General features: G+C 45.4%; 6 protein-coding genes, 21 tRNA genes, 2 rRNA genes and 1 riboswitch (1 of these 30 only partly in view). Of the genes, 28 read left to right on the forward strand and 1 reads right to left on the reverse strand.

What is annotated here, in order from left to right:
- From EL241_RS05695 to EL241_RS05830, 28 genes are all read left to right on the forward strand, one after another.
- A 23S ribosomal RNA gene (locus tag EL241_RS05695) occupies positions 1-1,642 on the forward strand; it begins 1,291 nt to the left of the window's first position.
- Positions 1,643-1,715: 73 nt separating this feature from the next.
- Positions 1,716-1,831, forward strand: a 5S ribosomal RNA gene (rrf, locus tag EL241_RS05700).
- Between the two features lie 8 nt (positions 1,832-1,839).
- Positions 1,840-1,915, forward strand: a tRNA-Val gene (locus tag EL241_RS05705).
- 5 nt (positions 1,916-1,920) lie between these two features.
- Positions 1,921-1,996 (forward strand) — tRNA-Thr (locus tag EL241_RS05710).
- Positions 1,997-2,008: 12 nt separating this feature from the next.
- Positions 2,009-2,081: transfer RNA gene (locus EL241_RS05715), tRNA-Lys, on the forward strand.
- A gap of 7 nt (positions 2,082-2,088) precedes the next feature.
- Positions 2,089-2,170 (forward strand) — tRNA-Leu (locus EL241_RS05720).
- 18 nt (positions 2,171-2,188) lie between these two features.
- Positions 2,189-2,263 (forward strand) — tRNA-Gly (locus EL241_RS05725).
- 16 nt (positions 2,264-2,279) lie between these two features.
- Positions 2,280-2,365, forward strand: a tRNA-Leu gene (locus tag EL241_RS05730).
- Between the two features lie 24 nt (positions 2,366-2,389).
- Positions 2,390-2,463, forward strand: a tRNA-Arg gene (locus EL241_RS05735).
- 11 nt (positions 2,464-2,474) lie between these two features.
- A tRNA-Pro gene (locus EL241_RS05740) sits at positions 2,475-2,548 on the forward strand.
- A gap of 18 nt (positions 2,549-2,566) precedes the next feature.
- Positions 2,567-2,639, forward strand: a tRNA-Ala gene (locus tag EL241_RS05745).
- Positions 2,640-2,691: 52 nt separating this feature from the next.
- A tRNA-Met gene (locus EL241_RS05750) sits at positions 2,692-2,765 on the forward strand.
- A 9-nt stretch (positions 2,766-2,774) separates the two neighbouring features.
- Positions 2,775-2,848: transfer RNA gene (locus tag EL241_RS05755), tRNA-Ile, on the forward strand.
- A gap of 27 nt (positions 2,849-2,875) precedes the next feature.
- Positions 2,876-2,965, forward strand: a tRNA-Ser gene (locus EL241_RS05760).
- Between the two features lie 40 nt (positions 2,966-3,005).
- A tRNA-Met gene (locus EL241_RS05765) sits at positions 3,006-3,079 on the forward strand.
- 3 nt (positions 3,080-3,082) lie between these two features.
- Positions 3,083-3,158, forward strand: a tRNA-Asp gene (locus EL241_RS05770).
- Positions 3,159-3,161: 3 nt separating this feature from the next.
- Positions 3,162-3,234: transfer RNA gene (locus EL241_RS05775), tRNA-Phe, on the forward strand.
- A gap of 21 nt (positions 3,235-3,255) precedes the next feature.
- Positions 3,256-3,328 (forward strand) — tRNA-His (locus tag EL241_RS05780).
- A gap of 23 nt (positions 3,329-3,351) precedes the next feature.
- Positions 3,352-3,422, forward strand: a tRNA-Gly gene (locus EL241_RS05785).
- Positions 3,423-3,450: 28 nt separating this feature from the next.
- Positions 3,451-3,524, forward strand: a tRNA-Ile gene (locus EL241_RS05790).
- A 6-nt stretch (positions 3,525-3,530) separates the two neighbouring features.
- Positions 3,531-3,603: transfer RNA gene (locus tag EL241_RS05795), tRNA-Asn, on the forward strand.
- Positions 3,604-3,638: 35 nt separating this feature from the next.
- Positions 3,639-3,729: transfer RNA gene (locus EL241_RS05800), tRNA-Ser, on the forward strand.
- A 6-nt stretch (positions 3,730-3,735) separates the two neighbouring features.
- Positions 3,736-3,807, forward strand: a tRNA-Glu gene (locus tag EL241_RS05805).
- Between the two features lie 67 nt (positions 3,808-3,874).
- On the forward strand, positions 3,875-5,044 hold the full coding sequence (locus EL241_RS05810; protein ID WP_036104404.1) for an MFS transporter: 1,170 nt from the start codon (positions 3,875-3,877) through the stop codon (positions 5,042-5,044).
- Between the two features lie 74 nt (positions 5,045-5,118).
- Positions 5,119-5,231: riboswitch (SAM riboswitch) on the forward strand.
- Between the two features lie 97 nt (positions 5,232-5,328).
- Positions 5,329-7,608 carry a 5-methyltetrahydropteroyltriglutamate--homocysteine S-methyltransferase gene (metE, locus tag EL241_RS05815; RefSeq protein ID WP_036104402.1) on the forward strand — a complete coding sequence of 760 codons (2,280 nt, stop codon included), beginning with the start codon at positions 5,329-5,331 and terminating at the stop codon, positions 7,606-7,608.
- Between the two features lie 16 nt (positions 7,609-7,624).
- On the forward strand, positions 7,625-8,746 hold the full coding sequence (locus tag EL241_RS05820; protein WP_036104399.1) for an aminotransferase class I/II-fold pyridoxal phosphate-dependent enzyme: 1,122 nt from the start codon (positions 7,625-7,627) through the stop codon (positions 8,744-8,746).
- Positions 8,739-9,911, forward strand: coding sequence for a cystathionine beta-lyase (metC, locus tag EL241_RS05825; RefSeq protein WP_036104397.1), 1,173 nt, complete (start codon positions 8,739-8,741; stop codon positions 9,909-9,911). The genes EL241_RS05820 and metC overlap by 8 nt, the downstream gene beginning before the upstream one ends.
- Complete coding sequence (locus EL241_RS05830) at positions 9,911-11,764, forward strand: bifunctional homocysteine S-methyltransferase/methylenetetrahydrofolate reductase (protein WP_126320415.1); 1,854 nt, start codon at positions 9,911-9,913, stop codon at positions 11,762-11,764. Before metC ends, EL241_RS05830 begins: the two co-directional genes overlap by 1 nt.
- A gap of 14 nt (positions 11,765-11,778) precedes the next feature.
- Here the strand turns inward: EL241_RS05830 and EL241_RS05835 are convergent, their stop codons facing one another.
- A complete protein-coding gene (locus EL241_RS05835; RefSeq protein ID WP_003756190.1) occupies positions 11,779-12,717 on the reverse strand; it encodes a 1,4-dihydroxy-2-naphthoate polyprenyltransferase in 939 nt (312 codons plus the stop codon).
- Between the last annotated feature and the right edge of the window lie 102 nt (positions 12,718-12,819).

Below are 12,819 nucleotides of genomic sequence, written 5' to 3' on the forward strand. Positions count from 1 at the left end.
AAGTGAGAATGCCGGTATGAGTAGCGAAAGAAGGGTGAGAATCCCTTCCACCGAATATCTAAGGTTTCCTGAGGAAGGCTCGTCCGCTCAGGGTTAGTCGGGACCTAAGCCGAGGCCGATAGGCGTAGGCGATGGACAACAGGTTGATATTCCTGTACCAGTGCCGTTTGTTTGAGCAATGGGGTGACACAGAAGGATAAGGAATCGCACGAATGGAAAGGTGCGTCCAAGCAGTGAGTGTGAGAAGTAGGCAAATCCGCTTCTCGCGAAGCATGAGCTGTGATGGGGAAGGAAATTAAGTACGGAAGTTCCTGATTTCACGCTGTCAAGAAAAGCCTCTAGTTAGAACTGTACTGCCCGTACCGCAAACCGACACAGGTAGATGAGGAGAGAATCCTAAGGTGAGCGAGAGAACTCTCGTTAAGGAACTCGGCAAAATGACCCCGTAACTTCGGGAGAAGGGGTGCTCTATTAGGGTGAAAGCCCGAGAGAGCCGCAGTGAATAGGCCCAGGCGACTGTTTAGCAAAAACACAGGTCTCTGCAAAACCGTAAGGTGACGTATAGGGGCTGACGCCTGCCCGGTGCTGGAAGGTTAAGAGGAGCGCTTAGCGCAAGCGAAGGTGCGAATTGAAGCCCCAGTAAACGGCGGCCGTAACTATAACGGTCCTAAGGTAGCGAAATTCCTTGTCGGGTAAGTTCCGACCCGCACGAAAGGCGCAACGATCTGGGCACTGTCTCAACGAGAGACTCGGTGAAATTATAGTACCTGTGAAGATGCAGGTTACCCGCGACAGGACGGAAAGACCCCGTGGAGCTTTACTGCAACCTGATATGGAATGTTTGTACCGCTTGTACAGGATAGGTAGGAGCCTAAGAGCTGCGCGCGCCAGCGTGCAAGGAGGCAATGGTGGGATACTACCCTGGCTGTATGACCATTCTAACCCGCCACGCTTAGCGCGTGGGGAGACAGTGTCAGGTGGGCAGTTTGACTGGGGCGGTCGCCTCCTAAAGAGTAACGGAGGCGCCCAAAGGTTCCCTCAGAATGGATGGAAATCATTCGCAGAGTGTAAAGGCACAAGGGAGCTTGACTGCGAGACTGACAAGTCGAGCAGGGACGAAAGTCGGGCTTAGTGATCCGGTGGTTCCGCATGGAAGGGCCATCGCTCAACGGATAAAAGCTACCCCGGGGATAACAGGCTTATCTCCCCCAAGAGTCCACATCGACGGGGAGGTTTGGCACCTCGATGTCGGCTCGTCGCATCCTGGGGCTGTAGTCGGTCCCAAGGGTTGGGCTGTTCGCCCATTAAAGCGGCACGCGAGCTGGGTTCAGAACGTCGTGAGACAGTTCGGTCCCTATCCGTCGCGGGCGCAGGAAATTTGAGAGGAGCTGTCCTTAGTACGAGAGGACCGGGATGGACGCACCGCTGGTGTACCAGTTGTTCCGCCAGGAGCATCGCTGGGTAGCTATGTGCGGCAGGGATAAACGCTGAAAGCATCTAAGCGTGAAGCCCCCCTCAAGATGAGATTTCCCATTTCTTCGGAAAGTAAGATCCCTGAAAGATGATCAGGTAGATAGGTTTGGAGTGGAAGTATGGCAACATATGGAGCGGACAAATACTAATCGATCGAGGACTTAACCAATAAAAATGATTATCGGTGAAAACTTTACAACCTTTCTTCTCTAGTTTTGAGAGAATGTTTTTCTCTTATATTGTCTGGTAGTTATGGCGAGAAGGTCACACCCGTTCCCATCCCGAACACGGTAGTTAAGTTTCTCTGCGCCAATGGTAGTAGGGGGTTTCCCCCTGTGAGAGTAGGTCGCTGCCGGGCAGTAATTTGGAGGTTTAGCTCAGCTGGGAGAGCATCTGCCTTACAAGCAGAGGGTCAGCGGTTCGATCCCGTTAACCTCCACCATTTTTGCCGGCTTAGCTCAGTTGGTAGAGCAACTGATTTGTAATCAGTAGGTCGCGAGTTCGACTCTTGCAGCCGGCACCATTTTTCTTGTTTGAGCCGTTAGCTCAGTTGGTAGAGCATCTGACTTTTAATCAGAGGGTCGATGGTTCGAGCCCATCACGGCTCACTTTTATGCGGGTGTGGCGGAATTGGCAGACGCACCAGATTTAGGATCTGGCGCCGCAAGGCGTGGGGGTTCAAGTCCCTTCACCCGCATTATATTTGTTATAAGTTGCGGAAGTAGTTCAGTGGTAGAACATCACCTTGCCAAGGTGGGGGTCGCGGGTTCGAACCCCGTCTTCCGCTCCAATTTATTCCAAATATTGCCGGGGTGGCGGAACTGGCAGACGCACAGGACTTAAAATCCTGCGGTGAGTGATCACCGTACCGGTTCGATTCCGGTCCTCGGCACTTTTATAAATCTATATTGTTTTTGCGCCCGTAGCTCAATTGGATAGAGTACTTGACTACGAATCAAGCGGTTAGAGGTTCGACTCCTCTCGGGCGCACTTCTTTAGTACGGGAAGTAGCTCAGCTTGGTAGAGCACTTGGTTTGGGACCAAGGGGTCGCAGGTTCGAATCCTGTCTTCCCGATTTTTATTCTTTCTTTTTGGGGCCTTAGCTCAGCTGGGAGAGCGCCTGCTTTGCACGCAGGAGGTCAGCGGTTCGATCCCGCTAGGCTCCACTTTACAGGTAAATATACTCATATTTAGAGTAGATAGCACCATTATTATTATGGCGGTGTAGCTCAGCTGGCTAGAGCATTCGGTTCATACCCGAAAGGTCGTGGGTTCAACTCCCTCCGCCGCTATCTCTTTATGGACCTTTAGCTCAGTTGGTTAGAGCAGACGGCTCATAACCGTCCGGTCGCAGGTTCGAGTCCTGCAAGGTCCACTTATCACGTTATTGCTATATTGTAATGGAGGAATACCCAAGTCTGGCTGAAGGGATCGGTCTTGAAAACCGACAGGCGGGTAAGACCGCGCAGGGGTTCGAATCCCCTTTCCTCCTTTTTTGTTGTGATTGGTGGACAAAAATTTTATATTATTATCGCGGGGTGGAGCAGTCTGGTAGCTCGTCGGGCTCATAACCCGAAGGTCGCAGGTTCAAATCCTGTCCCCGCAATTCGGTTCCGTGGTGTAGGGGTTAACATGCCTGCCTGTCACGCAGGAGATCGCGGGTTCAAATCCCGTCGGAACCGCCATTTGGCTTGGTAGCTCAGTTGGTAGAGCACTTGATTGAAGCTCAAGGTGTCGGCAGTTCGATTCTGTCCCAAGCCACTTTTACATGCTTTTGCCATGGCGGATGTGGCGAAGTGGTTAACGCACCTGATTGTGGTTCAGGCATTCGTGGGTTCGATTCCCATCATCCGCCCTTTGTTAATCCGTTTTATATATGCGGGTGTAGTTTAGTGGTAAAACTACAGCCTTCCAAGCTGTTGTCGTGGGTTCGATTCCCATCACCCGCTCTTTGTTAATATTCTATTTATCTGTGAAGGGCCTATAGCTCAGCTGGTTAGAGCGCACGCCTGATAAGCGTGAGGTCGATGGTTCGAGTCCATTTAGGCCCATTTTATTCCACAGTAGCTCAGTTGGTAGAGCAATCGGCTGTTAACCGATCGGTCGTAGGTTCGAGTCCTACCTGTGGAGTTATTCTTTAGAAGAATAGATTTTTTAAAACATTTGGGGAAGTACTCAAGTGGCTGAAGAGGCGCCCCTGCTAAGGGTGTAGGTCGCGAAAGCGGCGCGAGGGTTCAAATCCCTCCTTCTCCGCCAGATGTAGGCCCGTTGGTCAAGCGGTTAAGACACCGCCCTTTCACGGCGGTAACACGGGTTCGATTCCCGTACGGGTCATAATTTTAAAAAGGTAATGCCAACTTTGGTATTACTTTTTTTATGTATGTAGAAAGAAGGTGTCTTCATGACGGATAGATTCCGATTTTGGGTCTTAACTACAGTAGTTGCAATATCAGGATTATCTCAGGGGTTATTGTTGCCTTTGATTGCAATTATTTTTGAAGAAAAAGGTATTTCTTCGAGTATCAACGGATTGCATGCCACGGGAATTTATATTGGCGTGTTGCTAGTATCACCTTTTATTGAGGCACCTCTTCATAAATATGGCTTTAAACCAGTTGTTTTAGTCGGAGCAGCGATAGTAGGGGTCGCCATTCTTTTATTTCCGATCTACTTTAATCTTTATTTTTGGTTTTTACTGCGCTTACTAATTGGAGTCGGTGATCATATGCTTCACTTTTCTTCACAAACCTGGATCGGGGCGATAAGCGACCCTTCTAAAAGAGGAAGGAATATGTCCATCTATGGACTGTTTTTCTCCGTAGGGTTTGCCGTGGGACCACAGTTAGTTAATCTAGCAAGTTTCTCACAAAATTTGCCATTTTATTTGTCTGGACTATTAATTTTAGTCACTTGGATCATTCTGTGGAAATTAGATAATGGTTTTATTTCCTCGGGCAAAAAAATCCGAGCGATTTCTTTCTTTGATAGTTTTAAACGGTTTTCCAGCGTGCTGAAAACAAGCTGGGTCGCAATGATTCCGCCATTTCTATATGGCGTATTGGAAACAGGATTGAATGCTACTTTTCCAGTTGTTGGCCTGCGTGAAGGGATGGGGACGGCTGTTATTACCATTATTATATCCTCATTTTCAGTAGGGACGATTCTATTTCAACTGCCGATCGGGATCTTTAGCGACCGGGTAGGAAGAGGAAACTTATTGCCGTTTCTGACGATTGGGGGAGCATTTTTGTTTTTAATACTTGCTTTTGTTCATCACACGCTACTTTTTATTCTCCTGTTCTTTATTCTAGGGATTTTTCTTGGTTCGCTGTATTCCCTCGGCTTATCCTATATGACAGATTTAACGGCATTGGAGCTATTGCCGGCTGGAAATATCCTCGTGGGGATGTGTTTTAGTGCTGGGAGTATCGTGGGGCCGATCTTTACAGGAAATTTGATTAGTCACTTTGGTCCGGCTAGTTTTTATTATACGGTGGCCGCCCTATTGTTGGCCGGTACAGTGTTGCTTTTTAATGGAGGAAATAATAAACAAAATTCAGTTAATTTCTAAAAAAGGGTTGCTTTTCATGATATGGCTATGTATAATTATGAAAACAATACAAGTTAACACCAACTAAATATTAGCTCTTATTATGAGTGGTAGAGGGACTGGCCCGATGAAACCCAGCAACCTTTCAATTTTTTATTGAAAAGGTGCTAATTCCTGCAAAGCTTCAGTAAGCTTTGAGAGATAAGAGAGATGCGATATTATTTTTTCAGTGATAAATCAACCTCTCTAATTCTCTAGGGAGGTTTTTTCGTGTGTTGGAAGCTCGGAGAAAGGAGAAAAGATATATGGTAAAAGCAATTAGTTCAAATTTGGGGTATCCGCGTTTAGGGGAGAAAAGAGAATGGAAGCGAGCATTAGAGCGCTATTGGAATGGTGCGATCTCGCAAGAAGAATTGGAAAAGGAAACGAAACAAATTCGATTGCAGTCATTGAAGAAACAACAGGAGAAGGGTGTAGAACTAATTCCTGTCGGCGATTTTAGTTATTATGATCATATTTTGGATACAAGTTTGACATTCGGCGTTATTCCGAAGCGTTTCGAAACGGATCAACCTTCCTTAGATACATATTTCGAAATTGCCCGAGGACGGGAAAACGCAGTTGCTTCAGAAATGACGAAATGGTTTAATACGAATTATCATTATATCGTGCCGGAATTAAAAGATGCAGCACCGCATTTAGCTTTCAACCGCCCGTTAAAATATTATTTGGAAGCAAAGGAAGAGCTTGGGATCGATGGTAAACCAGTTGTGGTGGGGCCGATCACTTATTTAAAATTAGGGAAAGGAAGCGAAGGCGATTTTGAAGGGTTATTAGATCAATTTATCCCGCTATATACTCAATTGATCAAAGAACTGGAAGAAGGCGGCGTGAAGTGGGTACAGATCGACGAACCTTATCTAGCAACAAGTTTTCCGAAAGAAGAGCTGGGACTTTATAAAAAAACATATGAAGCGATCCGTGCTGCGGCACCAGAAATAAAAATCGAGCTCCAAACTTATTTTGAAAGTTTGGACTATTATGAAGATATTGTTAAATTGCCTGTCGATGCGATTGGTATCGATTTTGTACATGATCATGGGGAATCCTTGGAAGCACTTGAGAAATTTGGCTTTCCAGCTGATAAAATTTTGGGTGTCGGTATCATCAATGGGCGTAATGTATGGCGGAGTGATTTGGCAAAACAAAAAGCATTGCTTGAAAAAATCGTTACACTTGCAAAGGCCGAAACCATTTTTGTCCAGCCGTCAAACTCTTTACTGCATGTACCTGTAACTAAAAAGACGGAACCTGATCTAGAAGAAGTATTGTGGAATGGTTTATCATTTGCTGATGAAAAACTAGATGAGATCGTTCTTTTGACAAAAGCACTGAATGGTGAAGAAACTGCTGATTTCGCGGCTTCTACCAATGCAGTTGCAGCACTGAATGCTTCCTCGCACCGTAATAATAATGAAGTCCAAACAGCGATCAAGAATTTAGAAAATGTCACGGTAGAACGGGACTTACCATTTGCAGAACGTATCAAACAGCAGCACGAATGGTTAAAACTACCATTACTTCCGACGACGACGATCGGTAGCTTCCCACAATCACCTGAAGTACGGAAAAAACGAGCAGAATGGCTGAAAGGTAATTTATCCGACAGTGATTATGATACGTATATCAAAGCAGAAATCAAACGCTGGATCGAGATCCAAGAAGATCTAGATATTGATGTATTAGTACATGGTGAGTTCGAACGTACGGATATGGTCGAATATTTCGGTCAGAAATTAGCTGGCTTTAAGGCGACAAAATTCGGCTGGGTACAATCCTATGGTTCCCGCGCGGTACGTCCACCACTTATTTACGGAGATGTCGCTTTTACAGAAGAAATCACTGTAAAAGAAAGTGTATATGCCCAATCGCTGACAGATCGTCCTGTAAAAGGAATGCTCACTGCACCGGTAACGATCATCAACTGGAGCTTTGTGCGTGACGATATTCCAAAAAGCGAGGTCGCGAATCAAGTTGGTTTGGCACTCCGTACAGAAGTAGAGGCGCTTGAGGCAAATGGCATTCGGGTCATCCAAGTTGATGAGCCGGCACTTCGCGAAGGACTGCCGCTTAAAGAATCACGTTGGAAAGAATATTTAGATGATGCCGTTTACTCATTCAAGCTAACAACGACTTCTGTCAAAAATGATACGCAGATCCATACGCATATGTGTTACTCGGATTTTGATGATATTATCGATACGATCAGCGCACTAGATGCCGACGTGATTTCGATCGAGACCTCGCGAAGTCATGGTGAGATCATCTCTACGTTTGAAGAAGTAACTTATGATAAAGAGATCGGTCTGGGTGTTTATGATATCCACAGTCCACGTGTTCCAACCGTTGAAGAGATCCAAGACAACATCAAACGTGCGCTTCGTGCAATCGATGTCAAACAATTTTGGATCAACCCAGATTGTGGACTGAAAACGAGAAAAGAGCCAGAAACGATTGCAGCTTTAAAAGACATGGTCAAAGCGACTAAAGAAATTCGTGCGGAATACCAAGTAACGGAAAAGTAGAAAAGGAGGAGATAGGATGACTAAGCTAAATAAAGAAACAATAGTGGCGCAAATTGGAAATCGAAAATGTGAAACGACTGGTGCAGTTAATATGCCGATTTATTTTTCTACAGCTTACCGTCATACAGATCTCGGCGTTTCTACTGGATATGATTATACCCGCACTGGTAACCCGACTCGAGATGTGCTGCAAGAGGCACTTGCCAAGCTGGAAAATGGGAAACACGCTTTTGCAACGAGCTCTGGAATGAGCGCCATCCAGCTTGTATTCCAATATTTTAAAAGCCACGACCACATCATTACGAATCAAGATCTATATGGCGGGACTTTTCGCTATTTTAAACAATTGGAAACTCAATATGCCATTGATTTTTCTTATTGGAATGGCGGTGTAGAGGAGTTAAAAGAAATTGTCACGGATCAAACAAAAGCCATTTATATTGAAACGCCTACTAACCCATTGATGCAGGAAACGGATATCAAAGCAGTAGCCGCATTCGCACATACGCATGATTTGCTAGTAATCGTTGATAATACATTCTACACACCTGTGTTACAGCAGCCGCTAAATGATGGTGCGGACATCGTCATCCACAGTGCAACGAAATATCTTGGCGGGCATAATGATCTGCTCGCTGGGGTCGTTGTAGTAAATGATGATGATTTAGGCGCGTTTTATTTTGATCAGCTGAATGCGACGGGGGCTGTGCTCTCTCCGTTTGACAGTTGGTTATTGATCCGTGGTTTAAAAACACTGGTCTTGCGAGTAGAACGACATCAGGAGAATGCGAGAAAAGTTGCTTCTTTCCTAGAATCACATCCGCTTGTGGAAAAAGTACTTTATCCCGGGAAAGGTGGGATGATCAGTTTTTACATCAAAAACGAAAAACAAGTTTCTCCACTTCTAAAGGCCTTGGAATTATTTTCGTTTGCAGAAAGTTTAGGCGGCGTGGAGAGCCTGATCACTTATCCGGCAACGCAGACGCATGCTGATATCCCCGAAGACTTGCGAAAATCATATGGACTTACGAATGAACTTTTGCGTATTTCGGTAGGTATCGAATCCAGCGATGATCTGATTCACGATCTCAAACAGGCATTTGATACCCTCACGAAAGAGGTGACGCAAAATGTCTGATAAAAAACAGCCAGCAACAGAAGTGATCGAAGCAGCTCTTGGAATCGATGAACATACCGGTGCCCTCAATACACCGATTTATTTGTCCTCGACATTCCACCAGCATGACTTTGATGATTATCATGAATATGATTATGCCAGAAGCGGGAATCCGACTCGAGCGGCTGCTGAAAAAGCGGTTGCAGCTCTGGAAGGTGCCGAACATGGTTTTGCTTTCGCCAGTGGAATGGCAGCGATCTCTGCCGCTTTATTCACATTATCAGCCGGCGACCACTTTATTATTTCAAAAGATGTGTACGGTGGGACGTATCGCTTGGTCGAGCAAGTATTGCCACGCTTTGGGATTCGTTATACATTTGTTGACACGACGAATCTGGATGAGGTAGCAGCAGCGTTTGAAGTCGAAACAAAACTGGTCTATGTGGAAACTCCTTCCAACCCACTGCTTCAAGTGACAGACATCGCGACGGTCGCCAAGCTAGCAAAGGCACATGACAGCTATTTATTTGTGGATAATACCTTTTTAACGCCAATCATTCAAAAACCGCTTGAACTTGGCGCAGACCTGGTTATCCATAGTGCGACGAAATTTTTGTCGGGGCACAGTGATATTTTAGCAGGAGCTATTGCTACCAATCGCCCGGAATTAGCGGAGCAGATCTACTTTTTGCAAAATTCAACGGGCGGTGTGCTCGGTGCGCAAGATGCCTGGTTATTACTGCGCGGTATCAAGACGCTTCATGTGCGAATGGAAAAAAGCGCCGAATCGGCATTACAGCTGGCTACTTTTTTAGAAAGCCATCCAGCAGTGGAAAGTGTTTATTATCCAGGGCTGATCTCTCATTTAGGCTATACTATCCAGGAGGCGCAAGCTAAAAACGGCGGAGCGGTATTGTCCTTCGATCTTGGTAGCGAAGAAAATGCTCGTAAATTTGTTGAACAAATCAAGATTCCGGTCTTTTCTGTGAGCCTTGGAGCAGTAGAAAGCATTCTTTCCTACCCAGCGAAGATGAGTCACGCAGCGATGCCGAGGGAGGAACGACTTAATCAGGGGATAACGGATGGACTACTGCGTTTCTCTGTTGGATTGGAAGCTATTTCCGATTTGCTTGCTGATTTTGAGAATGCTCTTCAAGTACTTTCAGAAGGGTGTGAAGTGAAATAATGAATCTTCGTAGAGATTTGAATGAAAAAGTATTGATCGCTGACGGAGCAATGGGGACGTTGCTATATTCCTATGGGATCGACCGTTCGTTTGAAGAATTGAACCTTTCTCATCCGGATGATGTCAGCGGTATCCATCGTGCCTACATCGAAGCTGGTGCAGATATTATTCAGACCAATACGTATGGCGCGAATTACATCAAGCTTTCTCGATATGGTCTGGAAGATGAAGTGAAAAAAATCAACCAAGCAGCGATCAGACTTGCGAAAGAAGCTGCTAGAGGGACTGGGACATATATCCTAGGAACGATGGGCGGTATCAACGGCTCAAGCGATACGAAGTTGCCGCTTGCTTCCGAAGAAGAAGTCAAACGCAGTTTTAGAGAACAGCTTTACTGTTTTTTATTAGAAGGTGTTGATGGTTTGCTGCTCGAAACTTTTTACGATGTCGATGAGCTCAAAACGGTACTCAAAATCGTACGAGAAACGACCGATCTGCCAGTTATCGCCAATGTTTCGATGCATGAACCAGGACTTCTCCAAAATGGCCAGCAGCTGCCGGAGGTCTTAAAGGAACTTGAAGCACTTGGCGCGGATTGTGTGGGTATGAATTGCCGATTAGGTCCTTATCACATGGCGAGAGCCCTTGAAACAGTACCGATTTTGCAAAAAAGTCATTTAGCCGTTTATCCGAATGCCAGTCTGCCAGAAGTTCGCGGGGGAAAAGTCGTCTATCATACGGAAACAGAATATTTCCAAAACTATGGAGAGATTTTTCGCCAAGAAGGTGCAAGGATCATTGGCGGTTGTTGCGGGACAACCCCAGAACACATACGAGCATTGCGCGAAGGTCTGAAATCCTTTGAACCAGTAACAAGTAAAAAAGTCCGACCGATCATTGAACTGGTTCCTGCTGAAAAATTAGAAGACGATGGCGAAGAGCGTTTGTTGGATAAAGTGAAGCGCGAGCATACGATCTTGGTAGAACTGGATCCGCCTCGGACGTTTGATACCGATAAATTCTTTGAGGGAGCAGAAGCGCTGCATGAAAATGGTGTCGATGCCATTACGATCTCCGATAATTCACTCGCTTCTCCGCGAATCAGCAATATGGCGCTGGCTTCGATCTTAAAACACCAATACGGCATCAAACCCTTGGTACATTTAACGACGCGTGATCATAATCTAGTCGGTATGCATTCTCATATCATGGGCTTCCACAAGCTAGGCCTCCATGATGTTTTAGCGATCACTGGTGATCCGACGAAGGTAGGCGATTTCCCTGGAGCTTCTTCCGTTTTCGACCTACGCTCAGTCGAACTTGTCCAGCTGATCAAAAAATATAATGCCGGTATTTCCTATACTGGAAAATCGTTAAAAGAAAAGGGCCGTTTCCATGTAGCAGCAGCTTTTAACCCGAATGTATTGAATGTGGAAAAAGCAGTCAAGTTGATTCAGCGGAAAGTGGAGTACGGCGCGGATTATATTATTACGCAGCCAGTCTACGATAAAGAAAAAATTGCGATCTTAAAGGATGCACTGCAAAAAGCAGATATCAAGGTGCCACTTTTCATTGGCGTCATGCCGCTTTTGTCAGGTAGAAATGCCGAATTCTTACACAATGAAGTTCCGGGGATCAGACTCCCAAATGAAGTAAGAGAGCGGATGCGGGAAGCTGAGGCGGCGGATCGTTCCAAAGAAGAAGGTATGAAGATCGCGAAGGAAATTATCGACAGTATCTATACCGAATTCAATGGTATTTATATCATCACACCTTTTCTTCGCTATGATTTGTCGGTGGAACTTGCGACATATATCCAAAACAAAAAAGAGACCCATGTGCTTGGAAAATAGCAGGGTCTCTTTTTTTAATTCAATAAATTGCGTGACAATAATCCTAATAAAAATCCAACGGCAAGCATCACGCCGAAAATCGTGATCGCTTTCGAGGTAGCTTTCATTCCCGGCATCATGGAAACTGGTTCCGATTTGCCGATGTAAGCAACAACCGCTTTGATGGCATGAGGCAGACTGAGTAAGATCAAGAGGATCCACCATGTTGCCTGATGCGTAAAGATCAATGAGATCTCGAAAATATAGGCAAATAGGAAAGCGGCAGCGAATAAAAAGGTTGCAGCTTTGCGTCCTAAAAGAATAGCCAGTGTCAATCGACCATTTTGTTTGTCAGGAACAAGGTCTCGCAGACTATTGGCTAGCAGCAAGTTGCCGACGAGTACCATAATCGGGATCGATACATAGACGATAAACGGACCGACAAAACCGGTTTGCAGGAAAAAGGAAATGAAGGTAATGATGCCTCCCATGAAAAAACCGGCCATGATCTCTCCGAATGGTGTATAAGCGATCGGATAAGGTCCCCCTGTGTAAAGAAAGCCGACGATCATACAAATTGCCCCAAGTAGACCTACATACCAGGTCGTTTCCAAGGAAAGATAGACACCGCCTAGAATCGATAATGCATATAGGAAAATAGCTAAGAAAAGAACAAAGCCAGGACGCATGCCGTTCCGGACGATCGCACCGCCATTTCCGACTGAATGTTCATCATCATGGCCTTTGCGGTAATCATAATATTCATTGAATAAATTTGCTGATGTTTGAATGAAAAAGCATGAGATCAACATCACGAGAAAACGTGTGAAGTGAAAATTAGAGTAATTCATTGCTACTGCTGTTCCTAAAAAGACTGGTACAAAAGAAGCAACAAGTGTGTGTGGTCTGAGGAGCTGCCACCATTTTTGGAATCCAGTTTGTTTGGCAATGACTGGTTTTGAAGCTGTCGCCATTAATTCTCTCCCTTTCTATGTCTGTTTTTGAACAGACGCTCTTCTTTACATTTTAGAGAATAACGGGTTCGTAGTCAATGAATATCGCTCTAAAGGAAAATA

The sequence above is a fragment of the Listeria grayi genome (assembly GCF_900638015.1).
In the GTDB taxonomy this organism is placed as follows: Bacteria; Bacillota; Bacilli; order Lactobacillales; family Listeriaceae; genus Listeria; species Listeria grayi.